The organism is Pseudomonas sp. 18175 (assembly GCF_050432925.1).
Classification (GTDB): domain Bacteria; phylum Pseudomonadota; class Gammaproteobacteria; order Pseudomonadales; family Pseudomonadaceae; genus Aquipseudomonas.
Genome location: NZ_JBKFTO010000008.1, coordinates 248357 through 275330, shown reverse-complemented (window position 1 = coordinate 275330; position 26974 = coordinate 248357). Strand labels below are relative to the sequence as shown.

27 protein-coding genes and 2 pseudogenes are annotated in these 26974 nt (G+C 60.6%); 12 read left to right on the top strand and 17 right to left on the bottom strand.

Translation table 11 applies throughout. From position 1 onward, the window contains the following. Window positions 1–77: 77 nt before the first annotated feature. On the bottom strand, window positions 78–896 hold the full coding sequence (locus tag ACLD1Y_RS13970) for a class I SAM-dependent methyltransferase (protein WP_429478503.1): 819 nt from the start codon (window positions 894–896) through the stop codon (window positions 78–80). 60 nt (window positions 897–956) lie between these two features. Then, window positions 957–1394 (bottom strand): GNAT family N-acetyltransferase, encoded by a 438-nt coding sequence (locus ACLD1Y_RS13965; RefSeq protein WP_429478502.1) that lies wholly within the window; start codon window positions 1392–1394, stop codon window positions 957–959. Between the two features lie 462 nt (window positions 1395–1856). On the opposite strand from ACLD1Y_RS13965, the pseudogene ACLD1Y_RS13960 reads away from it, so the two are divergent. Together ACLD1Y_RS13960 and ACLD1Y_RS13955 are read left to right on the top strand one after the other, a co-directional pair. Beyond that, a pseudogene (locus ACLD1Y_RS13960) lies at window positions 1857–2678 on the top strand (PAS domain-containing protein); the annotation flags it as partial. After that, on the top strand, window positions 2652–3221 hold the full coding sequence (locus tag ACLD1Y_RS13955) for a methyl-accepting chemotaxis protein (RefSeq protein WP_371319317.1): 570 nt from the start codon (window positions 2652–2654) through the stop codon (window positions 3219–3221). The pseudogene ACLD1Y_RS13960 and the gene ACLD1Y_RS13955, both read left to right, overlap by 27 nt. A 100-nt stretch (window positions 3222–3321) precedes the next feature. On the opposite strand, the gene ACLD1Y_RS13950 is transcribed toward ACLD1Y_RS13955, so the two are convergent. The 6 genes and pseudogenes from ACLD1Y_RS13950 to ACLD1Y_RS13925 form a co-directional block, all read right to left on the bottom strand. Next, window positions 3322–3810, bottom strand: coding sequence for a hypothetical protein (locus tag ACLD1Y_RS13950; RefSeq protein ID WP_429478501.1), 489 nt, complete (start codon window positions 3808–3810; stop codon window positions 3322–3324). 134 nt (window positions 3811–3944) lie between these two features. Beyond that, window positions 3945–5354: an MFS transporter gene (locus ACLD1Y_RS13945; protein WP_429478500.1), complete on the bottom strand. Its 1410-nt coding sequence runs from the start codon at window positions 5352–5354 to the stop codon at window positions 3945–3947. Between the two features lie 8 nt (window positions 5355–5362). Then, the gene (locus tag ACLD1Y_RS13940; protein ID WP_429478499.1) at window positions 5363–6100 is read right to left on the bottom strand and encodes an NAD-dependent epimerase/dehydratase family protein; all 738 of its coding nucleotides are present in this window, start codon (window positions 6098–6100) and stop codon (window positions 5363–5365) included. Window positions 6101–6115: 15 nt separating this feature from the next. Next, complete coding sequence (locus ACLD1Y_RS13935; protein ID WP_429478508.1) at window positions 6116–6748, bottom strand: glutathione S-transferase family protein; 633 nt, start codon at window positions 6746–6748, stop codon at window positions 6116–6118. Between the two features lie 9 nt (window positions 6749–6757). Beyond that, window positions 6758–6919, bottom strand: a pseudogene (locus ACLD1Y_RS13930) (glutathione S-transferase); the annotation flags it as partial. Between the two features lie 160 nt (window positions 6920–7079). Beyond that, on the bottom strand, window positions 7080–8111 hold the full coding sequence (locus ACLD1Y_RS13925; RefSeq protein WP_429478507.1) for a LacI family DNA-binding transcriptional regulator: 1032 nt from the start codon (window positions 8109–8111) through the stop codon (window positions 7080–7082). A gap of 214 nt (window positions 8112–8325) precedes the next feature. On the opposite strand from ACLD1Y_RS13925, the gene ACLD1Y_RS13920 reads away from it, so the two are divergent. Beyond that, complete coding sequence (locus ACLD1Y_RS13920; RefSeq protein ID WP_429478498.1) at window positions 8326–8859, top strand: gluconokinase; 534 nt, start codon at window positions 8326–8328, stop codon at window positions 8857–8859. Between the two features lie 84 nt (window positions 8860–8943). Beyond that, on the top strand, window positions 8944–10296 hold the full coding sequence (locus ACLD1Y_RS13915; protein ID WP_429478497.1) for a GntP family permease: 1353 nt from the start codon (window positions 8944–8946) through the stop codon (window positions 10294–10296). Window positions 10297–10455: 159 nt separating this feature from the next. Here the strand turns inward: ACLD1Y_RS13915 and alaC are convergent, their stop codons facing one another. Then, the gene (gene alaC, locus ACLD1Y_RS13910; protein ID WP_429478496.1) at window positions 10456–11667 is read right to left on the bottom strand and encodes an alanine transaminase; all 1212 of its coding nucleotides are present in this window, start codon (window positions 11665–11667) and stop codon (window positions 10456–10458) included. Window positions 11668–11862: 195 nt separating this feature from the next. Here alaC and ACLD1Y_RS13905 point away from each other — a divergent pair, with 195 nt between their 5' ends. Continuing rightward, the gene (locus tag ACLD1Y_RS13905) at window positions 11863–12342 is read left to right on the top strand and encodes a GyrI-like domain-containing protein (protein WP_429478495.1); all 480 of its coding nucleotides are present in this window, start codon (window positions 11863–11865) and stop codon (window positions 12340–12342) included. Between the two features lie 21 nt (window positions 12343–12363). Here the strand turns inward: ACLD1Y_RS13905 and ACLD1Y_RS13900 are convergent, their stop codons facing one another. Genes ACLD1Y_RS13900 through ACLD1Y_RS13890 form a run of 3 tightly spaced genes read right to left on the bottom strand, consistent with a single transcriptional unit; the run spans window position 12364 to window position 14380 of the window. Continuing rightward, complete coding sequence (locus ACLD1Y_RS13900) at window positions 12364–13572, bottom strand: type II toxin-antitoxin system HipA family toxin (RefSeq protein ID WP_429478494.1); 1209 nt, start codon at window positions 13570–13572, stop codon at window positions 12364–12366. After that, window positions 13565–13819: a helix-turn-helix domain-containing protein gene (locus tag ACLD1Y_RS13895; RefSeq protein ID WP_429478493.1), complete on the bottom strand. Its 255-nt coding sequence runs from the start codon at window positions 13817–13819 to the stop codon at window positions 13565–13567. The genes ACLD1Y_RS13900 and ACLD1Y_RS13895 overlap by 8 nt, the downstream gene beginning before the upstream one ends. Before the next feature lie 42 nt (window positions 13820–13861). Beyond that, complete coding sequence (locus ACLD1Y_RS13890; RefSeq protein ID WP_429478492.1) at window positions 13862–14380, bottom strand: GNAT family N-acetyltransferase; 519 nt, start codon at window positions 14378–14380, stop codon at window positions 13862–13864. A gap of 127 nt (window positions 14381–14507) precedes the next feature. On the opposite strand from ACLD1Y_RS13890, the gene ACLD1Y_RS13885 reads away from it, so the two are divergent. Next, on the top strand, window positions 14508–14987 hold the full coding sequence (locus ACLD1Y_RS13885; RefSeq protein ID WP_429478491.1) for an SRPBCC family protein: 480 nt from the start codon (window positions 14508–14510) through the stop codon (window positions 14985–14987). Window positions 14988–15134: 147 nt separating this feature from the next. Here ACLD1Y_RS13885 and ACLD1Y_RS13880 read toward each other — a convergent pair whose 3' ends face one another. Continuing rightward, window positions 15135–15989: a LysR family transcriptional regulator gene (locus ACLD1Y_RS13880; RefSeq protein ID WP_429478490.1), complete on the bottom strand. Its 855-nt coding sequence runs from the start codon at window positions 15987–15989 to the stop codon at window positions 15135–15137. A gap of 88 nt (window positions 15990–16077) precedes the next feature. Here ACLD1Y_RS13880 and ACLD1Y_RS13875 point away from each other — a divergent pair, with 88 nt between their 5' ends. After that, window positions 16078–16590 (top strand): multidrug/biocide efflux PACE transporter, encoded by a 513-nt coding sequence (locus ACLD1Y_RS13875; RefSeq protein ID WP_429478489.1) that lies wholly within the window; start codon window positions 16078–16080, stop codon window positions 16588–16590. On the opposite strand, the gene ACLD1Y_RS13870 is transcribed toward ACLD1Y_RS13875, so the two are convergent. Further along, window positions 16489–17247 carry an SDR family NAD(P)-dependent oxidoreductase gene (locus ACLD1Y_RS13870; RefSeq protein ID WP_429478488.1) on the bottom strand — a complete coding sequence of 253 codons (759 nt, stop codon included), beginning with the start codon at window positions 17245–17247 and terminating at the stop codon, window positions 16489–16491. The genes ACLD1Y_RS13875 and ACLD1Y_RS13870 overlap by 102 nt on opposite strands. Before the next feature lie 106 nt (window positions 17248–17353). On the opposite strand from ACLD1Y_RS13870, the gene ACLD1Y_RS13865 reads away from it, so the two are divergent. Continuing rightward, the gene (locus ACLD1Y_RS13865; protein ID WP_429478487.1) at window positions 17354–18250 is read left to right on the top strand and encodes a LysR family transcriptional regulator; all 897 of its coding nucleotides are present in this window, start codon (window positions 17354–17356) and stop codon (window positions 18248–18250) included. Here the strand turns inward: ACLD1Y_RS13865 and ACLD1Y_RS13860 are convergent. After that, window positions 18247–19164: a LysR family transcriptional regulator gene (locus tag ACLD1Y_RS13860; protein WP_429478486.1), complete on the bottom strand. Its 918-nt coding sequence runs from the start codon at window positions 19162–19164 to the stop codon at window positions 18247–18249. The two genes, ACLD1Y_RS13865 and ACLD1Y_RS13860, sit on opposite strands and share 4 nt — an antisense overlap. A gap of 119 nt (window positions 19165–19283) precedes the next feature. Between ACLD1Y_RS13860 and ACLD1Y_RS13855 the strand changes: the two genes are divergently transcribed. From ACLD1Y_RS13855 to ACLD1Y_RS13845, 3 genes are all read left to right on the top strand, one after another. Further along, the gene (locus ACLD1Y_RS13855) at window positions 19284–20048 is read left to right on the top strand and encodes a 5-oxoprolinase subunit PxpA (RefSeq protein ID WP_429478485.1); all 765 of its coding nucleotides are present in this window, start codon (window positions 19284–19286) and stop codon (window positions 20046–20048) included. 252 nt (window positions 20049–20300) lie between these two features. After that, window positions 20301–21179: a 5-oxoprolinase subunit B family protein gene (locus ACLD1Y_RS13850; protein ID WP_429478484.1), complete on the top strand. Its 879-nt coding sequence runs from the start codon at window positions 20301–20303 to the stop codon at window positions 21177–21179. Beyond that, window positions 21176–22150 (top strand): biotin-dependent carboxyltransferase family protein, encoded by a 975-nt coding sequence (locus tag ACLD1Y_RS13845; RefSeq protein ID WP_429478483.1) that lies wholly within the window; start codon window positions 21176–21178, stop codon window positions 22148–22150. The genes ACLD1Y_RS13850 and ACLD1Y_RS13845 overlap by 4 nt, the downstream gene beginning before the upstream one ends. Window positions 22151–22274: 124 nt before the next feature. Here ACLD1Y_RS13845 and ACLD1Y_RS13840 read toward each other — a convergent pair whose 3' ends face one another. Both ACLD1Y_RS13840 and ACLD1Y_RS13835 read right to left on the bottom strand, forming a co-directional pair. After that, the gene (locus ACLD1Y_RS13840; RefSeq protein WP_429478482.1) at window positions 22275–23882 is read right to left on the bottom strand and encodes an inorganic phosphate transporter; all 1608 of its coding nucleotides are present in this window, start codon (window positions 23880–23882) and stop codon (window positions 22275–22277) included. Window positions 23883–24023: 141 nt separating this feature from the next. After that, complete coding sequence (locus ACLD1Y_RS13835) at window positions 24024–25043, bottom strand: transporter (protein ID WP_429478481.1); 1020 nt, start codon at window positions 25041–25043, stop codon at window positions 24024–24026. Between the two features lie 188 nt (window positions 25044–25231). Between ACLD1Y_RS13835 and ACLD1Y_RS13830 the strand changes: the two genes are divergently transcribed. After that, window positions 25232–26932 carry a methyl-accepting chemotaxis protein gene (locus tag ACLD1Y_RS13830; RefSeq protein WP_429478480.1) on the top strand — a complete coding sequence of 567 codons (1701 nt, stop codon included), beginning with the start codon at window positions 25232–25234 and terminating at the stop codon, window positions 26930–26932. The last annotated feature ends 42 nt before the right edge of the window (window positions 26933–26974 follow it).

Here is a 26974-nt window from a genome sequence, read left to right as displayed (position 1 = left end):
AGTCGACATATGCGTCGATTGATCCACCGCATTCGCGAGCAAGCCCGCTCCCACATTGAGTCCGTGTTCGACTTTGGTTATTTGCCGGGCTTGATGAACCGCAACGTCATCCGATCCGACTCCCCAATCGCCACATACCTGGCTTTATCCTGCTCCCCCAACTTCAAGGTCGGCGGCAAGGTCCACACACCTGCGGGGTAATCCTTGGTGTCCTTCGCGTTGGCATTCACTTCGCTTTGCCCCGCCAGCTTGAACCCGGCATCGGTCGCCAACTTCACCACTTGGGCGGTGGTCAGGTAGCCGGTGTCCTTGATTGCTTCAAGATCAGCACCGTCCTTGGCCCGGTGATCTTCCACCCCCAGCACGCCACCCGGTTTCAGCACGGTGTAGAACGCGCTGAATGTAGCCGATGCGGTATCCGCTGCGACCCAGTTATGCACATTGCGAAACGTCAGCACCACATCCGCCGATGCAGCTTTCCCGAACACCGGCGCCTTCGGGTCGAACTCCACCACCTGGGCGTTGGCGTAACGCGTAGGGTCGGCGGCGAATTTCTTTTTCAGGTTCTCTTCGGAGGTGCGCGCATAGGCGCTGCTGTTGGCGGCCTGCACGGCGGCGATGTACTGCCCGTGATCTTTGAGCAGGGGCGCGAGCACTTCGCTGTACCAACCGCCACCTGGGGTGATTTCGATCACCGTCTGTTTGGCACCCAGGCCAAAGAATTCCAGGGTCTGCTGCGGGTGGCGATAGCCATCGCGGGCGCTGTTGGCCGGGTCGCGCCAGCTGCCGGCCAGTACGCTTTGGTACTGCTTGGCGCTGATTGGCGCGTCGGCGGCCTGGCTGAAAGCGGGGAGGAGGAGGGCGGTAAGGGAGAGCGCTGCAAACGTCGTTTTCATGATCATCCGATAAGTGGGCCACTGTGCCGCCGAGGCTAGCATGGGCCTGCTATGGGCTGATCACACATTATCTAAGGACGACCTCACCATTGGTTCTAAGCCCATGGCGATCATCGGTTTGTTGCGCTTGTAGCGCACCAGCCGCTCACTGAGGGATTGGGGCAGCAGCGTGTCCTGGGTAAACCCCATGCGCTGATACAACCCTTCCAGGTCCGGGTGGCACAGCAGCCATACCGTGCCCTCCACTGAGGCCACTGCCTCAAGAATCAGCTTCGCCGCCAACCCCTGGCCGCGGTACGCCGGGTCCACGAATACGCCAGTCAACCACTGCCCGCCTAACACCGGCGTGAGGCACAATCCGCCGACAATCTCGCCATCGCGCGCCACCCATAATCGCCCACCCTTAAGCGCCTTCATCGACGAATTGTGGCTGCGGTAAAACTTGTTCAGCAGCGGCCACAGGGGCTCTGCCAGCAGATCGATGGTCAACTCGGGCATGGTGTTCAGGCAGCGTTGTGAAGGGGCGGGGATTATAAGCGCCTTCTGCCGGGCAATAGGTGGTATACCCAGTGCTACATCCCCTTACAGTGGAGTACGCATCATGGCCAAAGGTATGGATTCAAAGAAAGCCGCGAAGAAAAAACCGGCAAAGACCGCCGATGAAAAACGCGCCGACAAGAAGGCCAAGAAATCCGAGAGCGGTTTGTTCGGCCATTAAGCCTTAACCCTAATGTGGGAGCGCAATGACCTGCGTGTGATGCCATTGACGGGGCCGGTGCATCGGGAGTTCGCCTTGGTCGGCGCACCGACCCGATCACCGTCCGTCGCCACCCGTGCATTGCTGAAAATGCTGGCTGACTAGTGACCTTGCATAGCGCCAAGCCCTGTCTATGCTCACCCAGAACCGTTGATGACGCTTGGCATATAAAGCGATTCGGATGGTTGTTTCCCCATAAATAAATGGAATGCGCCTTCCAGGCGCCGGGAATCAAGGGTGATCTGATCATGTTCAACCGCCATCACAAATCTGACCTGCAAGAAATCGAACGTTTCTCCTGCGCCCTCACCGAAGCCAATGCCAAGCTCGCCGCCATCAGCCGTTCCATGGCAATGATCGAGTTCGACCGCAATGGCGTGATCCTCGACGCCAACGACAACTTCTGCAAAACCATGGGCTACAGCGCCGAGGAGATCCGTGGCAAACACCACCGGATTTTTTGCGAGGAGGCCTACACCCACACCGAGCCTTACGCCAAGCTCTGGCGCGACCTGGCGCGGGGCGAGGCCATCAGCGGCACGTTCATGCGCCTGAACAAGCGTGGCGAGGAAGTGTGGTTGGAGGCCAGCTACATGCCGGTGCTGGACAGTGACAAGCAGGTGCAGAGCGTGATCAAGGTTGCCTCGGATATCTCTGCGCGGGTGCACCATGAACACGAAAACCAAAGCCTGATCGACGCCATCGGCCGCTCCATGGCGGTGATCGAATTCACGCCCCAGGGCCAGATCCTCAACGCCAACGACAACTTTTTGCGCACCGTGCAGTACACCCGCGAAGAAATCATCGGCCAGCACCACAGCATGTTCTGCCATCGCAGCGAAGTGGAGTCGCCGGCCTACAAGGCGTTTTGGGCCTCCCTTAATCGCGGCGAATACCACTCCCATCGTTTCGAGCGCAAAAACAAATACGGCAAGACCCTGTTTCTGGAGGCGTCTTACAACCCGATCTTCGACACCAACGGGCGGCTGTACAAAGTGGTGAAGTTCGCCAGCGACATCACCGACCAAGTCACCACCCTGCGTACCGCCGCCGACTCGGCCCACGCCACCTCGGTGCAAAACGACGCCTGCGCCCGCAAGGGATCGGAAGTGGTGCAGCAAACCGTGCAGATTATCGAAGAGATTTCCCACGACCTGAACCAGGCGGCGCAGAGCATTGATGCGGTGAGCAAGCAGTCGGACATCATCGGCGCCATCGTGCAGACCATCCGCAGCATTGCCGAACAGACCAATATGCTCGCGCTCAACGCGGCCATTGAAGCGGCGCGCGCCGGTGAGCATGGGCGCGGGTTTGCGGTGGTGGCCGATGAAGTGCGTAGCCTCGCGGCGCGGACCAGCCAGGCGACGGTAGAAATTGTGGATGTGGTGCGCAAGAACCACGACCTGTCAGTGAGCGCGGTATCGAGCATGCAATCGAGCCTGAGCCGCACGGGACTGGGGGTGGAGTTGGCGAATGAAGCGGGGCAGGTGATCCTGGAAATTCAGGAAGGGTCACGGCATGTGGTGGATGCCATCAGCCAGTTCAACTCCACCCTGCAATTGCAATAGCGCAAACCCAGCAAAACCAATGTTGAACGCGATCCAATGTGGGAGGGGGCAAGTCGAATCGTCGCACCGCCCCTCCCACATTTTGGTACCGCTGGGTGGCTTAGATCGCCGCCAGGGTTGCCTTCACGGTCTGCGCCGGGTCAGTGGCCTTGGCCGCTACCTGCTGCTCTTGTTGTTGCTTCACGCGCTCGGCCACTTGCTTGGTAATCGCGTCCTGTTTTTCCTGGGACATGTTCTGCACATCCGCCTCGGTCAAACCCTGCTCCTTGAGCAATTGCTCGCGGATACGCTCGGCCGGGGATTTGCTCATGTAGTCGGTGAACTCCGAGCGTGCCGAAGTCGTGGAGCTGGTCGCAGGCACGTCAGTGGTGCTGGCCTGTAACTGCACACGGGTCTTGGCGAAGGCTTCGTCGATACGGTCGGCGGCCTTGTCCAGTTCCTTCTGCGCGGCCGGCACGGTCACGCTTTGCTGGGCCGCTTGCAAGGCGCCGCTGTACAACGCGCTGGCGGCGGCGTTGGCCGGGTCCATATCGGAGCGCTTGAGCTGCTGCACGGTGGTCACGGCTTGGGTGTTGTTGTTAACCAGCATGATCGGTCACCTGTGGAAATATTCGTGTGCCACAGGTGGAGCAAATAGCGTGCCGGGGTCGAAAGCCCAGGTTTTATAGGGGATGGTGAGGCCGCAGCGGCAAGACTTGTCCCGCCTGCGGCCAACCGTTGCCGTCAATGGGCGATATTTTCCAACGCCAGGTTGCGCGTACGCGGACCAAACCAACTGATGGTGATCATCACGATCAACATGCTGCTGGCGATAAACGCCAATACCCCCGGTGTGCCCAGGTGTTCGAGGATAAAGCCGATCAACAGGCTGCTGAACACCGTGGACAAGCGGCTGAACGAATAGCAGAAGCCCACCGCCCGCGCACGGATGTTGGTGGGGAACAGCTCGCTCTGGTACGAGTGATAACTGAAGCTCAGCCACGCATTGCAGAAGGTGATCATCACCCCGCAGATCACCAGCCCCACCGCCGTGGTTTGCAGGGCGAACAGGCTGCCGAAGATCATCGCACCCAGGGCCGAGCCGACGATCTGCCATTTGTTCTCGAAGCGGTTGGCCACCTTCACAAACAGCAACGGCCCCAGCGGGTAGGCGAGGGTGATGATGAAGGCGTAGAGCAAACTGTGGGTCACGCTCACGCCTTGGCCCGAGAGCAAGGCGGGTAGCCAGTTGCCGAAGCCGAAAAAGCCGATGGCCTGGAACACATGGAACACGATCAGCATCAAGGCGCGGCGGCGGTACGGCGGTTGCCAGATATCGGCGAAGCGCCCGCTGCCTTGCACGCTGACGGCTTCCGGCTCCGGTTCGTCCAGCGGCTTGCCATGGTCCTTCTGACAGCGCGCCTCAAGGTTATCCATGATCGCGCAGGCTTCGTTGAAGCGACCTTTCTGTGCAAGCCAGCGCGGGGATTCCGGCAGACGCTTGCGCAGTTGCCAGATAAACAGCGCAAACACTGCGCTCGACAACACCACCCAACGCCAGCCCGACACGCCGAACGGCGCCTGGGGCACCAGCCACCACGACATCAATGCCACCGCCGGCACCGAAAGGAACTGGATAAAAAACGCAAAGGCAAACGCCGAACTGCGCATGCGCTTGGGTACCAGTTCCGAGAGGTAGGCGTCGATGGTCACCAGCTCGATCCCCAGGCCTATGCCCACCAGAAAGCGCATGCAGATGATGCCCAGTGCAGACGTCTGGATGCCCATCAACACCGTGGCGACCGTGTACCAGATCAGCGCGAAGGTGAAAATCGCCCGCCGCCCGAAACGGTCGGCGATGGGGCTGAGCAGGCTGGCGCCGAGGAACAGGCCAAGGAAGGTCGCCGAGGCGAACGCCGCCTGGTCGGAGAAGCCGAAAACGCCTTCCTTGCCGATATGGAAGATGCCATCGCTGATCAAGCCAGGGCTGATATAGGCGGTCTGGAACAGGTCATACAGCTCGAAAAAACCGCCAATGGACAGCAACGCTACCAGGCGCCAGACGGTGGCAACGGCAGGCAGGCGGTCGATGCGCGCGCTGATATGGGCGGCACGGACCGGGTCGATGCCATCGGTAGTAGAAAGTGCGGGCATGGGGAAACTCAATAAGTGATCGGAATCTCAAACGCTTGGAACGCGTCATCCTGGGGATGGTAACCCAGCACCCGCGTGGTTTCGCTCAGGTCCAGGCGCTTGAAGCGGTTGTTGGAGATGCCATGAGCGATCAGGTGCTTTACGCCCTCGGCCTCCACCGCGCGTTGCAGCAGATGCACCGCATCGCGGGGGCTGAGCCAGGCGCTGAGGTCGCGGGCGTTGTTGAGGTCGTGGGTTTCTGGGAATTCAAAGGCGCCGATGCGCAGGGCAATGGTCGACAGTGGGGTTTTGGCTGCATAGAAACCGCACAGCGCCTCGCCGTAGCATTTGCTCACGCCATACAGGTTGGCCGGCATTACCGGCATGCCGGGGGTGATCTGGCGGTCTACCGGGTAGCCTTCGATGGTTTGCGCGCTGCTGGCGAACACCAGGCGCTGCACGCCTGCGGCCACGGCGGCTTCGAACAGGTAGGTGGTGGCGAGGATATTGTTGGGCAGCAATTCGTCGAACGACGCGCTGGCGTGGGGGATGCCCGACAGGTGCACGATCACGTCGATGCCATCGAGCAGGGCGGCCAAGTGGGCTTTGTCGCTGAGGTCGGCATGTACGAAGCGGTGTTCGCCGAGGGCGAAGTCCGGCGCGATGCGGTCGGTGAGGGTGAAGCGGTAGTGGTCTTTCGAGGCTTCGAAAAACGTCTTGCCGATTCTGCCGCAAGCGCCGGTCAGCAGTACGTTGAGTCCTTTCACGGTGTGGTCCTTGTTTTAGTTATGGCCATCGAGGGCAAAGGCCTGGAAACCAGGGCGCTGGCTGAGGCGCTGGTAGTACGCCTCGACTGCAGGGTAGGGCGGGTGCTCTAAGGGAGCATTGCGCCAGCGGTGCACCGACAGGCCGACGAGGATATCCGCCAGGGTGAATTCACTGCCCGCTACAAAGGCACCGGTTGTGATCAGCTGTTGTTCGAGCAGGCCCATCTTGGCGTTCCAGGCTTGCACGCCGGCCTGGATGCGCTGCGGGTCCTGGTAGTCAGGGTTCTGGCGCACCAGCGCGTGGAACGCGTAGCCCCAGGACGGGTTGAGCTCGGTGGCTTGCCAGTCCATCCACTGCTCCACCCGCGCCCGTGGTGCGGGTTCGGCGGGCAGCAGGTCATGGCGCTCATAGAGGCTGACAAGGTAACGGCAGATGGTGTTGGACTCCCACAGCACGCCATGGTCGTCGATCAGTACCGGCACCTGGGCGTTGGGGTTCAGCGCCAGGAATTCGGGGGATTGGGTGGGGGTGTAGCCGATGCCCCAGTCTTCGCGCTGGTAGTCGATGCCCAGTTCCTGGCAGGTCCAGAGCACTTTGCGCACGTTGATGGAGGACGTGCGGCCGAGGATTTTCAGTGAGTGTCCCATGGTGCTNTGGGCGTTGGGGTTCAGCGCCAGGAATTCGGGGGATTGGGTGGGGGTGTAGCCGATGCCCCAGTCTTCGCGCTGGTAGTCGATGCCCAGTTCCTGGCAGGTCCAGAGCACTTTGCGCACGTTGATGGAGGACGTGCGGCCGAGGATTTTCAGTGAGTGTCCCATGGTGCTTTCCTTGCGGTGGAGAGCGGCCAATCTAGCAGGGGCGTGAAGCTACGGCGATGTTTCCAAGTGGGCACGGTAAAAAATGTGGGAGCGGCGGTGCGACGATTCGACTTGCTCGCACCGCCGCTCCCACATTTTGATAGTGCTCGGCTTTAGAGGGTCAGGTGCTTTCCCGAACCTGGAGTTCAAAGCCCATATCCACTACCGGCTTGGCCACTTTGTTCCCCGCCATGATCGTCAACAAATGCTCCGCCGAACGGCGCCCAATGGCCTCACGCGGCGTGCTGATGCTGCTCAAGCGCGGCACCATGAAGGATGACGCCGGTAGGTCGTTGAAACCCAGCACCGCGACGCGCTCCGGCACTTTGATGTCATGGCGCATGGCTTCCAACAGTGCACCTTGGGCCAAGTCATCGTTGCCGAAGAAAATCGCATCCACATCCGGATGTGCCGCCAGCAACTGCAGGAACAACTCGCCCCCCAGGCCGACCGAGGACGGGCGCGGCGTCAGCACTTCCAGCGCCGGGTCGTACAGGCCCGCCTGTTGCAGCGCACGGCGGAAACCTTCGCCGCGCAGCAAGGTGCGTTGGTCCAACTGCGCGCCTATATAAGCCAGGCGCTTGCGCCCACGGGACAGCAAATGCGCCGCCGCCGTTTCTCCGGCTGCTAGTTGGGAGAACCCTACGCAGTTCACGCCGGCGTTGGGGTCCAGGTCCATCATGTAGATGCAGGGCACATTGCTGGCCTCGACCATTCGTCGGGCGCTTTCGGTGCGGTCGAAGCCGGTCAGCAGCAAACCCCGTGGCTGGTAGGCCATGTAGTTGCGCAGCAGGTTTTCTTCTTCGTCGCGTGAATAGTGGGAGTTGCCGATCAGCACTTCGAAGCCTTTGGGCCGCAGTACCTGGTGGATGGCTTCGAGGGTTTCGATAAACAAAAGGTTCGACAGCGACGGCACGATCACCACCACCGAATGGCTCTGGGCCGAGGCCAGGGCGCGGGCGGCGGGGTTGACCACGTAGTTCAGCTCGCTGGCGGCCTTTTGCACTTTTTCCACCAGCTCGGTGGCCACGGTGCTGATGCCACGCAGGGCGCGTGAGGCGGTAATCGGGCTGACGCCAGCCAGGCGGGCGACTTCGTTGAGGGTCGGGCGACCCGTGGTGCGCAATTTTTTATCGTTCTTGGAGGTCATCAGGCGGCTTGCCAAACAAAAATCGAGGCACTAAGGTAGCGCTGTCTCCAAAAGGCTGCAAATTCTTGAATTACGGGTTGCCTGATCCGGGTTCAAACGCTTGGAGCGGATGCACGCGTCACTCCATAAAAAAAGACAAGACGGCGCGGGAAAAGCCTGTTTTTGCACTAGCCTTATTGCGTGCAAAGGTAGCGCTATCTGCGTCCTGAGGTGTTTCATGAGTCAACCTGTTACTGCCCTGGTCATCATGGGTGTTGCTGGCTGTGGCAAGACCAGCGTCAGCGAAGCCCTGTGCCGTCTGAACGGCGCCACCGCCATTGAAGGCGACAGCTTCCACCCCGCCGCGAACATCGAAAAGATGAGCGCCGGCCACCCCCTCAACGACGACGACCGCGCCGGCTGGCTCGACATCCTCTGCGATGAACTGCGCCGCTCGCTCAAGGCCGGGGAACACCCGGTGCTCACCTGTTCAGCGCTTAAAAAGAAATACCGCGACCACTTGCGCGAAGCCGCGCCGGGCCTGGGTTTCGTATTTTTGGAGCTGACCCGTGAAGTAGCGTCCGACCGCGTGTCCCATCGCCCCGGCCATTTCATGCCGGCAAGCCTTATAGACAGCCAGTTCGCCACCCTTGAATCGCCCGTGGGCGAGCCGCTGACCCTGGCCCTCAACGCCAGCATCGACAGCATCGAGACCTTGGCCGAGCAAACCAATGCCTGGTGGCTGCAACACGGCTTCGAACCTTCCAAGTAATTTTTTGCCAGAAAAGATAGCGCTATCTGCGGCAGGAAATTCAACACCCGCTTTAATAACAACAACAAACAGGAGAGACCCCCCATGTTTGGCATGTCCCACGAGTCTTACCTGCTGCTTGATGCAGTGGTCACTATCATCGGGTTGATCGTACTGATCACCAAGTTCAAGGTGCACCCGTTCATTGCACTGATCATCGCGGCCGGCTTTCTCGGCCTGACCTCGGGCATGCCCGTGGACAAGATCATCAAGGCGTTCCAAGACGGCTTCGGCGGGGTGCTCGGCTTTGTCGGCATCATCCTCGCGCTGGGCACGATGCTCGGCAAGATGATGGCCGAATCCGGCGGTGCCGATCAGATCGCCCAGACCCTGATCCGCGCCTTCGGCAAGGAAAAAGTCCAGTGGGCCATGATGTTCGCCGCGTTCCTGGTGGGCATCCCGCTGTTCTTCGAGATCGGTTTTGTGTTGCTGATCCCGCTGGTGTTTATCGTGGCGCGCCGTACTGGCGTGTCGCTGATCAAGATCGGCATCCCGCTGCTCGCCGGCTTGTCAGCGGTGCACGGCCTAGTGCCACCGCACCCGGGCCCGCTGCTGGCCATCGGCGTGTTTGGCGCGGACATCGGCAAGACCATCCTCTACGGCCTGATCGTCGCACTGCCGACCGCCATCATCGCCGGCCCGATTTTCGGTACCTTCATCGCCAAGTACATCCCGGGCAACCCGTCCCAGGAGTTGGTGGACCAACTGGCCCGCGAGCCAGAAAACAAGAACCTGCCGAGCTTCAGCATCACCCTGATCACCGTGCTGTTGCCGGTGTTTCTGATGTTGCTCAAAACCTTTGCGGATATCGGCTTGCCCGACGGCCACGTCGTACGCAACTGGATGGACATGATCGGTCACCCGATCTCCGCGCTGTTGCTGGCGTTGCTGTTGTCGCTGTACACCTTTGGCCATCGCCAGGGCATCCACTCCAAGCAGATCCTCAAACTGCTGGACGCCAGCCTTGCGCCGACCGCCGCGATCATCCTGATCATCGGTGCCGGTGGTGGCTTCAAGCAGATGCTGGTGACCAGCGGCGTGGGTGACGTGATCGGCCATATGGCGGTGAACGCGCAGATCAACCCGATTCTGCTGGCGTGGCTGGTGGCGGCGGTGATTCGTGTAGCGACTGGTTCGGCGACTGTGGCAACCATTACCGGTGCGGGCATCGTGGTGCCGGTGGTGGGGATGATTCCGGGGGTTAACCGTGAGCTGCTGGTGTTGGCGACGGGGGCGGGGTCGTTGATTTTGTCGCACGTCAACGATGCGGGGTTCTGGCTGGTGAAGCAGTATTTCAATATGACCGTGGCTGAGACGTTCAAGACGTGGACGGCGATGGAGACGATTCTGTCGGTGGTGGCGCTGATCTTCATCATGCTGTTGTCGTTGGTGGTCTAAGCAACACCCGCGGCATTGGGGTGAAAACCCAATCCAAATGTGGGAGCGGGCTTGCTCGCGAAGGCGGTGTATCAGTCAATGTATTGGGTGACTGATCCACCGCCTTCGCGAGCAAGCCCGCTCCCACAGTTTTGACCATATTCCTACAGGTGGATCGGGTCAGGCCTTAGTGACCAATCCATCCGCCCGAAACATCCCCCGAATCCCCCGCACCGCCTGCCGAATCCGGTCCTGGTTCTCGATCAGCGCAAAGCGCACATGATCATCGCCATACTCACCAAAGCCGATCCCCGGCGACACACACACCTTGGCTTCCAGCAGCAATTTCTTGGCAAATTCCAGCGAGCCCATGGCGGCATACTGCTCGGGAATCTTGGCCCAGACGTACATCGACGCCTTCGGATTTTCCACCATCCAACCCAACTCATGCAGGCCCTTGACCAGCACGTTACGGCGCTGGCGATACTGCTCGGCAATATCTTTCACGCACTGTTGGTCGCCTTCCAATGCTGCAATGGCGGCCACTTGCAGCGGCGTGAATGTACCGTAGTCGTGGTAGCTCTTGATGCGCGCCAGGGCGTTGACCAGCTCCGGGTTGCCCACCATGAAGCCGATGCGCCAGCCAGCCATGTTGTAGCTTTTGGACAGGGTGAAGAACTCCACCGCAATGTCCTTGGCGCCCGGTACTTGCATGATCGACGGGGCTTTCCAGCCGTCATAGACGATGTCGGCGTAGGCCAGGTCGTGAACCACCAGTACGTCGTACTGCTTGGCCAGGGCGATCACCCGTTCGAAGAAATCCAGCTCCACGCACTGCGCGGTGGGGTTGGACGGGAAGCCCAAAATCATCATCTTCGGCTTGGGGATCGAACCGCGAATCGCCCGTTCCAGTTCGGCGAAGAAATCCACGCCAGGGATCAGCGGCACCGAGCGCACCTGGGCGCCGGCAATCACGGCACCGTAGATGTGAATCGGGTAGCTCGGGTTTGGTACCAGCACCGTGTCGCCCTGGTCCAGAGTGGCCAGCATCAAATGCGCCAGGCCTTCCTTGGAACCGATGGTCACGATGGCTTCCGACTCGGGGTCGATCTCCACTTCATAGCGGTCTTTGTACCAGCGCGAAATCGCCCGGCGCAAACGCGGAATGCCTTTGGAGGTGGAGTAGCCGTGGGTGTCTTCACGCTGGGCGACGGTGACCATCTTCTCCACGATATGGGGAGGCGTGGCGCCGTCAGGGTTACCCATGCTCAAGTCGATGATGTCTTCGCCGCGCCGACGCGCAGCCATCTTCAGCTCGGCAGTGATATTGAACACGTAAGGGGGGAGTCGATCTATGCGCGCAAAGCGGCGCGGCGAACCTTGGTCTGCCATTGTTGCCTCGGAGTACGTAAGCGCCCGGAACCGTCCGAGCGACGTCGGCCACTGCGGTGGCCTGCGGGGCAGACAATACGGTCGATGATGGCCAGTTGTCCAGATGCGCAGGAAAATTTTCTGCTTGGAAGGTTGTGGAGATATCCCCCTATACTCGATGCGGGTTTGTGCCCTCATAACAAGGAGACTGTTCGTATGGATCAGCAGACAAAACAACCGTTGGAGCCGCGCATGGAAGCGGGCAAGGCGCTGGTGATTGCCGGTGTACAAGGGCGTTATTCCAAAGCCACCGTAGGGGATATCCCCAAACTGTGGGAGTTGTTCGACACCTGTATCAAGGACATCAAGAAACGCGTCGGCGGCGTGACGTATGGCGTGTGCCACAACCCCAAACATGGCGAATTCGATTACCTGGCCGGGGTGGAGGTACCGAGCAAAAGCGACGTGCCGAGTAATTTTGAATGCATCGAAATTCCACCGCTCAACTACGCCGTGTTTCCCCATTACGGACCGGTGCAGGCGCTGGAGCAAACCTATGAGCGCATCATGTTCGAGTGGTTGCCGCACTCGGGTTACAGGGTAGTAGGGGCGGATTTCGAGCGCTACAGCGCCGATTTTGATGTGCGCAAGGGCACTGGGACGGTGGAAGTCTGGTTACCGGTGGGCGACAAGTAAACGCCCCTTACCACAGGGCATTCAGCCACCAAAGGTGAGCTGGAAGCCCTGTGCCGATTGGCGTATGGCGTTGGCTACGTTTGGAGCCAAGCGGCAGTACTCATCTTCGCGCTTGAGCACCTCTTCAAGGGCTTGAAGCAACCCTTGAATACGCGCTTCGGGGTTTTCGACCTCACAGGTTCTCGCAAACTCAAGAATGCCCAGGCGCGAGGCAAACATGGATTTGTTGCCGGACAGGTCCAGGGCGAGTGAGTCTTCGGGGCGGTAGGCTGTGGTGTTAACAATGTCGTAGGCCGGTGCCAGGCGTGTGTCGTATTTCACCGGATCGCTGTAGAGCACGCCGAAATTCTTCAGGTGAGCATCGCCGTTACCCACGATGCAGCTCAGGGCCACACTGTCGAACAACTGGTCAAGCGAGCTACGAATCTGCACTGGCGCACAGAACATGCGCACGGCCTTGGCGATGGCTGCGTAGCTTTTGCTGTATTTCTGCTCGGCAGATAACCCCATCAGCGTAGTCATGTCCTCAAAGCCCAGTGGGTTGAGCTGCGCGTCCCGATCAAAGCGCCGCATGATGAACAGCTTATGGTTCTGCGACAGGTAAAACGGCGGCACCGGCAGGCCCGCATCCCGTGCGATGGACATGCACAGGTATTCGTTGATGGCCAATCCGGGAAACTCGTCGCGCCCACTCTTGATAATCAGATCGTTGGTTTTCGAGGTAAATTTCTGCTCGGGTGTTTGCGGTTTTTCCGGCACCAGCACCTTGGGCTGCACGCCGGAAATGCCCGCCCGCAAGATGTAGCGATCTACCAAGTCGGCAAACAGATCTTGCGCGCCGTCCCACGCCAGAATCTCATCGAGGTTTTCCCCGGTGGCGGGTGAGCCGTTGCGTTGGATCAACTCGTTGACCTGCTCCGAAGACACGAACACGCGGCCAATCGGAGCGCTGCTGCCGGACAGTGCCAATAGCAACATTGGGTCGACTTTCACCGTCTTGGCGAGGCGATTGCGCAGTTGTTCCAGCACGTAGCCTTCCGGCAGGTTCATCTGGAAGATGGGGTGCAGTTCACGGCGGCGGTATTCTTCAGCTCGAACGGGCATTGCCAGGCTTACTGCGCTTTGTGCCAGTGCTTTGTCGTGGTAGCGAAACAGGTAGTCATCGGCGCTCATCAAGACACTGCCGCTTTCACCTTGAGGCGTATGCACGCGCAAGCTGGGGTTATTCATTGAACAGGTCCTCCAGTTCTTCCAGTGTCGGCAGGGTCACGGGCACTAATTTGATCTCGCTGCCCAACGCCGCAATGACTCGGGCGTAGGCATTCATGGAAACCGAAGGGCTGCCTTGTTCAATTTCAATCAGTTTTTGACGGGTAACGCCCGCAAGCTCCGCCAGCTCCGCTTGCTTATAACCTCGATTGAGGCGCATAGCGCGAACTTGGTCGCCGAGTCGCTGAGTGATGGTTGAAGCTTCCATGTCATATATTCATTACTTTATGTTCGTGAAGTCATGTATACGTTACATTTTTGAAGTGTCAAGGCTACTCCGACCAAACATCCAGCTCAGCCTGCGTTCAAACCCCACTCGGCCCCGATACGCTTCCCCGCTGTCCGCCCACCCCGCCGATAGATACAGCCCCATCGCCGCCACATTGTCTGCGTCCACCGACAACTCAATCCCCTTGATCTGCGGCCACGCTTGCAATGCCGCATCAGGCAACGCCTGCAAACACGCCTTGCCAAACCCCCGGCCCTGTTGCCCGCGATCCACCTGCAATGCATGCAGTGTGGCGCTGTGTTCATCGGCCCAATGGGGCAGGCAGGGCGGGCGCTTGAGCAGCAGGAAGGCGACGGGTGCGTCGTCGGCGAGCAGGGCGAAGCCTTTGATCGCGGTGGGATGGGGGTTGACCAGCAGGCTGTTCAGCGCGCAGTAGATATCACCGCTATAGGCCAGTTGCTCGGGGTGCACTTGCAGGGTGTCGAGTTGCTGTTTTTGCGCGAGGCTCAGCGTCTCATAGGGGACGAGGCGGGTTTCCATCGGGGCTGCATCCCAAATACTACAGAGAGGCGGCGATTCTAGCGGGTTTGGTGCTGATCTATAGTGAATACCGTTCGAACACTGAATCCCTGAACACAACAACCCTAAGACTCAGGAGGTTTACCCCATGTCCAGCCAACCTGCCGAATTTGAACTGTCCATCAGCCGCGTGATCGACGCGCCCCGCAGCCGGGTGTTTCGCGCCTGGACCGAGCCTGCTTTGTTGCAACAGTGGTGGGGGCCCCACGGCATGACCACCCCCGAGTGCGAAATGAACCTGTGGGTCGGTGGGCTGTTTCGCACCTTGATGCGCGCTCCGGATGGTAGCGAATACCCAACCCAAGGCGTGTTCCTGGAGATCGTCGCGCCCCGGCGACTGGTGTTTACCGATGCGTTTATGCCGGGATGGATTCCGTCCGGCAAGGCGTTCATGACGGCTGAAGTGACCTTGCAGGAAGTGGAGGGCAACAAGACGCTCTATATCGCCCGTGCCATGCATTGGAGCGCGCAAGACAAACAGGCCCATGAGGCGATGGGGTTTCATGACGGCTGGGGGCAGAGCTTGGACCGGTTGGTGACGTTGGTGACCGAAGGCATGCACGACTGATCAGGCTGGACGCGGTCAAAGTGTGGGAGCGGGCTTGCTCGCGAAGGCGGTGTATCAGTCAACTAATCACTAACTGATAGACCGCTTTCGCGAGCAAGCCCGCTCCCACATTAGATCTTTATTTGTTCGCTCTATTGGGTTCGATCATCACTCCAACATCTTCCCCAACAACCAACTCCCCGCCGGCCCCGGCGGGTGGTGCCGCGACCACAGCGCATCCACCGCCACAAAGCGCGGCCAACTGCGGGCCTTGAGCTCCACCAACTGGCCGCGATCAAAACGTTCCACCAGCCAGCGCGGCAGGGGCGTCCACCCAAAACCCAGCTGGGCCATTTCCATCAGCATCAGGTAACTGGGCGCCGACCACACACGCCCGCTGGTACGGATTTCGGTGGGGTTGATGATGCTGGCCAGGCGCAGTTCACGGTGTTGTTGCAGGGTGTCGGCCGAGATGTTTCGCAGCCTGGCCAATGGGTGGTTGGGAGAGGCGAACAAGGCGATTTCCGTACGCTCCTCTACCGGCGCACCAGTAAGGTCGGGCGGGTACACCTCTTGTTTTTCGATAAACGCGATATGTGTCCGGCCACTTTGCACCAGGTCGATCAGGTCTTCGCATTCGGCGATCAGGCATTCCAGCTCAAGGTCGGGGTAGCGCTGTTCAAAGGTTTTCAGCGCGACTTCGAAACGGTCGGACTGGTAGGTATCGGACATGGCGATGGTCAGCTTCGGCTCCAGCCCTTGGGACAACTGGCTCGCCGCCAATTCCAAGCGGCTGCTGGCCTCCAGCACCTGTTCGGCGCGTTGCAGCAGCACATGCCCGGCGGGGGTCAGGGTCGGCTTGCGGCTGCTGCGGTCGAACAGCACCACATCCAGGTCAATCTCCAAGCTGGCCACCGCTGCGCTGACGGTGGACTGGCTCTTGCCCAGCTTGCGTGCTGCCGCCGAGAACGAGCCTTGGGTTGCCGCCTGTACAAACGCTTGCAGCACTTCGTTGGAGGCCATAAGTATCGTCTTGATCGATGGTTATTAGTTATGAAGTATCGGTTGCAAGGGTAATGATGGCAACCATCCTTACTCACGGAGCCGGGCCATGACCCCCACCAAATCGATGACTGAACGTGTTTGCCAAGCCTTGGGTTTCGAGGGGCTGGCGCTGGTGATCTGTACGCCGCTGCTGGTGTGGATCACCGGCCGGCCGGCCCTGGAAATGGGCGCGGTGACCTTGGGCCTGAGCCTGCTGGCGTTGACCTGGAATATCATCTTCAACAGCCTGTTCGACCGCTTGAAGGTGCGCCTGCAACTGGCCGGTGGCGCATGGACGCGGGTGTTGCATGCGCTGATGTTTGAGGGCGGGTTGGTGATTATCGCGGTGCCGCTGATTGCCGCGTGGCTGAATATCAGCCTGGTGCAGGCGTTTATGCTCGACATCGGTGTACTGCTGTTTTTCCTGCCGTACACCTATGTCTATCACTGGGGCTATGACGTAGTGCGCGCCAGGTTTTTACAGAAACATACCGCCCGACGCCTCAATGCGCTGCCCGGTGATCCAGTGGCTGCCGTCGGCGAGCAGACTGGCGATCGCGCCACCAATATCGTCCGGTAAACCGGCGCGGCCCAAGGCGGTGTTGTTGGCCACCATGCTATTGAGGGCGGCATTGTCGCGTACGGCGCCGCCGCCGAAGTCGGTCTCGATGGCGCCGGGGGCGAGGATATTCACGCTGATCCCACGTGCACCCAATTCCTTGGCTTGATAGCGAGTGAGTACTTCCATCGCGCCTTTCATCGACGCATAGGCCGCATACCCCGGCAGGCTGAACCGCGCCAGACCGCTGGAGATATTGAGGATGCGGCCACCGTCGCTGATCAGCGGCAAGAGCTTCTGGGTCAGGAAAAAGGGGCCTTTGAATTGGATCGCCACCAGTTGATCGAATTGGGCTTCGGTGGTGTCGGCAAAGCTGGCGTGGGTGCCGATGCCTGCGTTGTTAATCAGGAAATTGAACTGATCTTGTGCAAACACTTCCTTGAGCACCGCGCCGACTTGGCCGACAAAATCATCGAAGCGGCTGCTCTGGCTCACATCCAGTTGCAGCATGGCGGCGCGGCCACCCAAGGCTTGGATTTGCTCGACCACGGCCTGGGCTTCGCCCGACGCGCTGTGGTAGGTGCCGATGATATCGACGCCCTGTGCCGCCAAGTGCAGCGCAGCGCTTTTGCCCAGGCCACGGCTGGCGCCGGTAATCAGTGCGATTTTACGGGTCATGGTGCAGTCCTCTCAGGTGATCGATGGGACTGAGTGTATTTATTCGCCCATAACATGATAAACAGCGCTATACCGGAATCACTGGCCGGATAAGGCGAACAATCCCATGAACAAGCTTGAGCTGCTGCGCACCTTCGTGCGGGTCACTGAACTGTCGAGTTTTACCCAGGCTGGCGAGAGCCTGGGTCTGCCGCGCTCCACGGTGTCCGAGCATGTGCAGGCGCTGGAAGAACTGCTCGGCGCGCGCCTGTTGCAGCGCACCACGCGCACGGTGCAGGCGACCCAGGACGGCCGCGTGTTGTATGAACGCAGCAAGGATTTACTGGCGCACATGGAGGAATTGGAGGGCCTGTTTCGCCAGGACGAGGCGCAACTGAGTGGGCGTATCCGCGTGGACATGCCTAACGTGATGGCGCGGGAGTTGATCCTGCCGCGCCTGCCGCAATTTATGGACGCACACCCGCTGATCGAGCTGGAAATCAGCAGCACCGACCGCCAGGTCGACCTGCTTGCCGAAGGCTTCGACTGCGTACTGCGCGTTGGCGCGCAGCCGGACCAAACCGTGGTGGCGCGGCGACTGTGCAGCCTGGCGATGATCAACTGCGTGAGTGCGGCGTACCTGCAACGTTACGGCGTGCCCCAGACCTTGGCTGATTTGGCGCACCACCAATTGGTGCACTACGTGCGGCCGCTGGGGTCGCGCTCGCCGGGCTTCGAGTACCTGCAAGGCAACAAGGTGCATCGCGTGCCGATGGCCGGGCGGGTCACAGTCAACAGCACCGATGCCTACCGGGTGGCGTGCCTGGGCGGGTTTGGCATTACCCAGGTGCCTGCCTTGGGCATTCACGATTTATTGGCCAGTGGTGAACTGGTGGCGGTATTGCCCGATTACCCGGCGCCGCCGTTGGATGTGTCCTTGCTATACGCAGGCCAACGGCATTTGCCGCTGCGGGTACGGGTGTTCATGGACTGGCTGGCCGGCCTCCTGCAAGCCCAGCTTTAACGGCGCCCCGACAGCTGCTGCGGCGCCAGGAAGGCGTCGTGGAAGTAATCGCGCACCGCTTGCATCGCAGGCGTAAACGCACGCTCGCGGTGCCAGGCCAGGCCGACGCTCATCGGCGTGACGGGGTCGGTGACGGTCAGGGTCTCGATGCGCTTGCCCTCCAGGGACCAGGGCCGGTGCACCAGGTCTGACAGAATCGCCACGCCGCTGCCATTGGCGACCATGCTGCGCACCGCCTCCACGGAGCTGGTACGCAGGCGCACCTTGGGCGTTTGCCCGGCCTGTTCCCAATAGCGCATGGCACTGTGTTCTGCCTCGTCGACGGTGAGCATGACGTAGGGCTCCCGTGCCACATCCGCCAGGCTCACGGCCCCGCGCTCGCACAAGGGGTGATGGCTGGGTAGCCACAGGCGGCGTTCGGAGTTGAACAGGATCTCAGAGACGATATCCGGGTGAGTCAGGTTGGCGGTGAGCACCACGGCCATGTCGAACTGGCCGTTGAGCAAGCCGTGCTCGATGGCCTGGCGCTCCTGCTCGAACACCTCGATGGTCACGTCCGGGTGCCAGTGCTCCATGCGTTGCAGGTGGTGGGGCAGGAAGTAACCCAGCACCGTGTAGCTGGCGGCCAGGCGCAATACGCCGCTGGCGCGGTAGTCGGGCAGGGGGCTGTTCAGGGCATCATCCACGCTGCGCACAATCACGTAGGCACGGTTGAGAAAATGCCGCCCGGCGTCGGTGAGGTTCATGCCCTGGGCCGAACGCACAAACAGCTGCACACCGAGCATCGCTTCCAGTTCCTTGATCGCGGTGGTCACCGCCGACTGGGAGATATTCAGGTGAATCGCCGCCTGGGAAATCTGGCCTATCTCGGCGGTGGCGACGAAGTAGCGGACTTGGCGCAGGGTCAGGGACATCGGCCTCTCCAAAACATAGGATTATCTGATTTTCAGAAGATGGGCCATCTGATAATAGATCTTCCCAAGGGGTCAAGCCCCAGCCTACTTTCAAGCATCACTTAGGCGGAGCGACCCCGATGCAGGCAGTGGATTTCAACTCGGACATGGGCGAAGGCTTTGGCCCCTGGACCATCGGCGACGGCGTTGACGCCGAACTGATGGCCTACATCAGCTCGGCCAACATCGCCACCGGCTTCCACGCGGGCGACCCCGGCACCATGCGCCGCACCGTGGAGCGCGCCAAGCAATTGGGGGTGGCCATCGGTGCCCATCCGGGCTTTCGCGACCTGGTGGGGTTTGGCCGTCGGCATATCAACGCCCCAGCCCAGGAGCTGGTGGACGACATGCTCTACCAACTCGGCGCCCTGCGGGAAATCGCCCGCGCCCAAGGCGTGACCCTGCAACACATCAAGCCCCACGGCGCGCTGTACATGCACCTGGCCCGCGACGAAGAAGCCGCGCGCTTGCTGGTACAGAACCTGCAAATCATCGAGCCGACGCTGTTGCTGTACTGCATGCCCAACTCGGTGATCTGGCGCGTGGCCAAGGAACTGGGGCAACCGGTGGTGCGGGAGTTTTATGCCGACCGTGAGTACGATCTGAGTGGCTCCATCGTGTTTACCCGCAATGTGCGGGCGTTGGACCCGGCCACCGTGGCGGCACGCGTCCTACGCGCTTGCCAGACCGGGTTGGTCAAGACCGTAGAAGGCGAAGACCTGTTTATCGAATTCGATTCCATCTGCCTGCACAGCGACACCCCCGGTGCACTGGAGCTGGTGGAGGCCACCCGCGAAGCCTTGGACCGGGCTGGCATCGTTGTGACGAATGGTTTTTTGAGATGAGCAGATTTTTTGTGGTGAGCGGGCTTGCCCCGCGCTGGGCTGCGAAGCGGCCCCAAAACCAGGCACCTCGATTTAGCTGAAACACTGTGGCGCTCTTGTTGGGGCTGCTTCGCAGCCCAGCGCGGGGCAAGCCCGCTCACCACAACAAGCCCGCTCACCACAGCAATTTCACAGATCACAAGAACAACAAGAAACGCGCGACATACTTTTTTTTTCGCCTGCCTTTCTATAACGATTCCAAGAGGAACAGACATGGCTGAAATGTCCCCCATCCGCTACAGCTTCGGCGGTGATGAACACCTGTTTGCCGAGGTCAGTGACAGCATGTCCCTGGAGGCCTTTTTCAAAGGCATGGCGGTGACCCGTGCCGTGGAACGCCTGGCCCTGGAAGGTGTGCTGGATGTGTGCCTGGCCAATGCGTCGTTCCAGATTCGCTTCGACCCCGACCGCATCGCGCCCCACGTGTTGCTCGACGCGGTACAGACCGCCGAAACCCAGGCCGTGGCCGAACGCACCTTGCACACGCGCATCATCGAAATCCCGGTGCTGTACAACGACCCCTGGACCCATGAAACCTTGATGCGCTTTCGCGACCGTCATCAAGACCCCAGCGGCACGGATTTGGAATACGCCGCACGCATCAACGGCCTGGCCGATGTGGACGCGTTTATCGCCGCCCACAGCGGCGCGCCGTGGTTTGTGTCGATGGTCGGGTTTGTCGCGGGCCTGCCGTTCATGTTCCAGATGGTCGAGCGCGAGCGCCAATTGCAGGTGCCCAAGTACCTGCGCCCACGCACCGATACGCCCAAGTTGACCCTCGGCCATGGCGGCTGTTTTGGCTGCATCTACTCGGTGCGCGGCGCCGGTGGCTACCAGATGTTCGGCGTGACCCCCGCACCCATCTACGACCCGGCGCAGCAGTTGGCGTACCTCAAGGAACACATGGTGTTCTTCCGCCCCGGCGATATCGTGCAGTTCAAGCCGATTGATCGCGAGGCCTACGACCTGGCCGTCGCCGAAGTGGATGCAGGACGTTTCGACCTGCGCATCCGCCCGGTGGAATTTTCCCTCGACGCCTTTCTCGCCGACCCCATCGGTTATCCGAAATCCCTGCAGGAGGCGCTGGCATGATCAAGGTACTCAAACCTGGCCTGGCCACCTCCGTTCAAGACCTTGGCCGTGAAGGTTATTACCACCTGGGCATTCCGCCTTCGGGCGCGCTGGATCAGTACGCGTTGAGTGCGGCCAACCATTTGGTGGGCAACCCGACTGGCGCTGCCGGCCTGGAATGCACCTTGATCGGCCCCGAATTGGAGTTTCAGCAAGACGCTCTGGTAGCCCTTAGCGGCGCCTTGATGTCACCGCGCCTGGATGGCGAAGTGGTGCACCAGGACACTGCATTCCAGGTGCGCGCGGGGCAGGTTTTACGGTTTGAATTTCCCAAGGCCGGGGCGCGCACTTACCTGGCCGTGGCGGGCGGGATCGATGTGCCGCTGGTGCTGGGCAGTCGCTCGACTTACACCCTCGGTGCGCTCGGTGGCTTTAACGGGCGGCGCTTGCAGGAAGGTGACGAGTTGCCCATCGGCGTGCCAAGCGGGGCAGGGCGTGCGGGCAACAGCTTGCCCATGGCACTGCGCCGCTCCGTCGGCGGTGATGTGACCCTGCGCGTGGTGCCGGGGCTGTATTACGAACGGCTGAGTGACGCGGCCAAAAGCAGTTTTTTTGCCGAGCCGTGGACTGTGGGTTCAGAGGCGGATCGCATCGGCTATCGCTTCAAAGGCGGTAGTGCGTTGAGCTTTCAGCCACGGGAACAACCGTTTGGCGCGGGATCGGATCCTTCGAATATCGTCGACAGTTGTTACCCGATTGGCTCGATTCAGGTGCCGGCCGGGTTGGAACCGATAGTGCTGCACCGGGATGCAGTGTCGGGCGGTGGTTACGCGATGATTGGCACGGTGATCAGTGCGGATCTGGACTTGATCGGGCAGATGCAGCCGAACCAGCGGGCGGGGTTTGTGGCGGTGAGTTTGGAAGAGGCATTGGAGGCGAGGCGGGTCTATAAAAAGCGGCTGAAGGCGATGGCTGGACTCTTCAACAACTGAAGAAACAAACATCCAAATGTGGGAGCGGGCTTGCTCGCGAAAGCGGTGTGTCAGTCTCGACATCTGGTGACTGACACACCGCATTCGCGAGCAAGCCCGCTCCCACATTTTGTCCTCTGTTGGGTCAGAAGAGTTTGGTGAATAGCCAGTAGAGGCTGCCCGACAACACAATCGCAGCCGGCAACGTCAACACCCACGCCATCGCCAAATTGCGGATCGTCCTCATCTGCAACCCACCGCCATTGGCCACCATGGTCCCCGCCACACCCGACGACAGCACGTGGGTGGTCGACACCGGCAACCCGTACATATCCGCCGCGCCGATGGTGAGCATCGCTACCATTTCCGCCGAGGCGCCTTGGGCGTAGGTGAGGTGGGTCTTGCCGATCTTCTCGCCCACGGTGACCACGATGCGCTTCCAGCCCACCATGGTGCCCAGGCCCAAGGCGATGGCCACGGCGATCTTGACCCACAGCGGAATAAACCGCGTGGAGCTGTCGATCTGTTGTTTGAACAGTTGCAGCTTGCCTTGGGTATCGGCGTCGAAATTGCCGACCTTGCCCTTGTCCATCAGGCGGATGGTTTCGCTGGTCAGGTACATGTCGTTACGCACGTTGCCCACCGCTTCCACCGGCACCTTGGCCAGGGAGCCATAGCCTTTGACTTCATCACCGATCTGCCCGGCGAGCGCGGCCAGGGCTGGCACCAGTTCCGGGGTGGCTTCCTTGGTGCGCACGTAGGTGGAGAGGATTGGACGCGGGTCACCGGTCAGTGCTTGCGGCGCGCTTTTCACCAAGGCCACTTGGGTCACTTCGGCCACGGCGGCGAATTGCAACGACTGCTCGGCGGGCATGGTGCGGTTCAGCGCGTAGGCCATCGGCAGGGTGCCCACCAGGATCAGCATGATCAGGCCCATGCCTTTCTGGCCATCGTTGGAACCGTGGGCGAAGGACACGCCGGTGCAGGTGGCGATCAGCATGCCGCGAATCCACCACGGTGGCGGCGTGTCGCCTTTGGGCGCCTTGTACAGCGAGCGGTTCTTGACGAAGGCGCGCAGGGCCAGCAGCAACAGTGCGGCAAAGGCGAAGCCGATCAGCGGCGACAGCAGCAGGGCGTAACCGATCTTGATCGCCTGGCTCCAATCCACACCGCTGGTGCCGTCACGCCCGTGCATCAAGGCATTGGCCACGCCCACGCCGATGATCGAACCGATCAGGGTGTGGGACGACGACGCCGGCAAGCCCAGCCACCAGGTACCGAGGTTCCACAGGATCGCCGCGATCAGCAGGGCAAAGATCATGGCGAAACCGGCCGATGAGCCCACCTGCAAAATCAGCTCTACCGGCAGCAGCGCAATGATGCCGAACGCCACCGCACCGCTGGACAGCAGCACCCCGAGGAAGTTGAAAAAGCCCGACCACACCACCGCAAAATGCGGCGGCAGCGAGTTGGTGTAGATCACCGTCGCCACCGCGTTGGCGGTGTCGTGGAAACCGTTGACGAACTCGAAACCCAAGGCGATCAACAGCGCCACACCCAGCAGCAGGAACGGCGTCCAGGTGGTGACCACGGTGCCCAGCTCATTCATGTCGTGCATCAGGCTGTAGGCGGTGAACAACAGGCCCATGGCGAGCACGGCGAAGAAAATGATCACCGTCACCAGGTTGTTCTTTTTGTCCAGCCGGGGTTTGGGGTCTGCGTGTGTGGCGGCAGTGAGGGAAGGGGTGGCCATGCCGGGGCATCCAGTGTGGGGAGGATGTCGCTTATGATCATTGCAAGATGTTACAGAGATGCTGCCGCACGTCAGTGTTTGGTTAATTGAGGTCGCCGCTGATCGAACTGACACGGCGGGATTAAATTGTGGGAGTGCATTTCAAGGTGCGAATTTGCGGAAGGCCCAGCGTCCGGCGATCACAGTAAATGTGGCAACGAGCGCCACCAGAATCCAGAACCCCTCGGGGTCCGTAGAGAGCGGCACACCCCCCACATTCATGCCAAAAAAACCCGCAATGATGTTGATCGGCAACGCCAACACCGTCACCACTGTCAGGGTAAACAACGTGCGGTTACTCTGTTCGTTGAGGTTGGCGGCGATCTCTTCCTGCAACAGCTTGATGCGTTCACCCAGGGCCGTCAGGTCGTTGATGATCAGCGCAAACTCCTCGGTGGATTTGCGCAGCTCCTTCACGTCTTCCTTTTGCAGCCACTGCGGTGGGCGGTTGAGCAGGCGCAGCAGCGAGCCCGGCTCCAGCGCCAGCAGGCGTTGCAGGCGCACCAGTACCCGGCGTGCGGCGCCCAGTTCAGCGCGGTTGGTGGACAGGCGCGAGGACAGCAATTGGTCTTCGATATGGTCGACGCTGATGCTGGTCTTGCGCACGATCTGGGTCAGCACTTCACCCTGGTCGCGCAGCAAATGAACCAGCAATTCCAGCGGCGAGCGAAAGTGCTCACCGGCTTTCACCGACGAGCGCAGTTTGTCCACCGAGTGCAGCGGTTGCAGGCGTGCGCTGATCAGCAAGCGGCTGCGGGCGCACACCCACAGCGTGGAAATATCCGACGAAACCATGCTGCTGAAGTTGAACACCACGTCGTTGACCACCGCCAGCAAGGCCGAGTCGACATGCTCTATGCGGGTGGAGCGCGAGCCCTCGTGCAAGGCTTCGAAAAACTCTTCGGGCAAGTCCAGGTGCGACTGCATCCAACGCTCACACGCAGCGTGGGCCAGGTTCAGGTGCAACCACAGGAATTCTTGCGGGTCGTCCGGTTGCTGCAAGGCCTTGAGGGCAGTGGCCGAATCAATCTGCTCGCCTTTTTCACCGGGGCGAAAACGAAAACCGTAGAGCAAGCCAAACAGATCGGGGTCCTGGTGGCTGTGATCAATGCTGTGGTTCATGGGGGCTCGCAGGGAAATGACCTGTAGGACGTTTCGCAGGTCGCGTAGCGAATCATTGCAAGTGAAGTTGACAGTTTTGTGACGGTTTTGAATTTATTTCGCTGGGGTGACATTTATTTGACCGTTTGTCAGCATCCGTTCAAGAAGCCTCTAGCGCGGCCGATTCAAGGCATTAAGAACCGCTGTGGATGGGCGGTGCTTTTGATGACAGGGAAGTTAGGCGTGCATGCACCAATTCCCTGTATCGAGGCTTTTCCCCGATGAATGTTTTGCGTACCTCCTTGAGAGCACAAATCCTGTCGCTGCTCGGTGGCAGCCTGCTGGCGATGCTGTTGATCGCCCTGGCCTGTTTCAATTTCCTGTCCAATGGGGTGCAGAGTTATCGCAGTTTGATTGATGGGCCGTTGCTCACTTCGCAGTTGATCGATGAGGCCAACCTGCAATTCAAGGTGCAGGTGCAAGAATGGAAAAACGTCCTGCTGCGCGGCAAGCAGCCCCAGGACATGGAGAAATACTGGGGCCAGTTCCAGGACCGCCAGCGCGATGTACAAGGCATCCTCACCCGCCTGGTCACCCAGACCAGCAGCGACCCGAGCCTGAGCCGACGCATCGAAACCCTGCGCCAGGAACACCAGCAACTCGGCGTGGCTTATCAGAAGGGCCGTGATGCCTATGTCGCGGCGGGCGCCGATGCGACGGCCGGCGACGTGGCCGTCAAAGGCGTAGACCGCGCCGCCAGCGAGCAGATGAGCGCCCTGGTCAGCGACCTGCGCGAGCAAGGCAGCCAGCAATCCAAGGCCATCAGCGCCTATGCCGAGCGCACCGTGCTGGTGGGCCTGGGGATCATGCTGCTGTCCGGCGCGCTGATCGGGCTGTTCAGCCTGTGGTTGATCAACCGCAACCTGATCCTGCCGATCCGTGGCCTGATCGACTACGTGACCCAACTCAGCCACGGCCGCTTTGCCGAACGAGTGGCCAGCCGGCGCCAGGATGAGCTGGGGCACTTGGCCGCTGCGGCCAACACCTTGCGCGACTTCCTCGCCGAAACTTTCAGCCGCTTGCAGCGCAGCGCCACTGATCTGGTGAGCGCCAGCGGCGAATTGAACTCGATTGCCGGGCAGATGAGCGCCGGCACCCACGAACAATTCAACCGCACCGACCAGGTGGCCACGGCCATGACCGAAATGTCGGCCACCGCCCAGGAAGTCGCCCGCCACGCTGCCAGCGCTTCACGGGCGGCCGATGAGGCAGATCATTCGGCCCGCGAAGGCGGCGAAGTGATGAAAGTCACCATCGCCACCATCGGCCAGATGCGCAACGAGATCCTCAACACCGGCACCATCATCCGCCGCCTGGAAACCGACAGCGTGCGCATCGGCAAGGTGCTGGAAGTGATTCGCGGCATCGCCGAGCAGACCAACCTGTTGGCGCTCAACGCCGCCATTGAAGCCGCCCGCGCAGGCGAAGCGGGGCGTGGTTTTGCGGTGGTGGCCGATGAAGTACGGTCGCTGGCGCAACGCACGGCGGCGTCGATCATCGAGATCAACCAGATTATCCACGCGGTGCAAACCGGCGCGGTGGATGCGGCCCAGGCGATTGTCAGCGGCCAGTCGAGCAGCGATGAAAGTGTGGAGAAGGTCGCGCAGGCGGGTGCAATGTTGGCGCATATCACTCAGGCCGTAGAGGCGATTCGCGACATGAACCGTCAGATTGCCACGGCGGCAGAAGAGCAGACCTCGGTGGCCGAGGATATCTCGCGCAACATTACTCAGATCACCACGGTGGCCACGGCGAATATGGACAACGTGCAGCGCACCGAAGCGGCGAGCCAGAATCTGCGGGGGTTGTCGGGGGAGTTGAATGAGGTGACGGCGCGTCTTGGTGCCTGATTAGCAATCGAAAATGACGCTGTTCAAGTGTGGGAGGGGGCT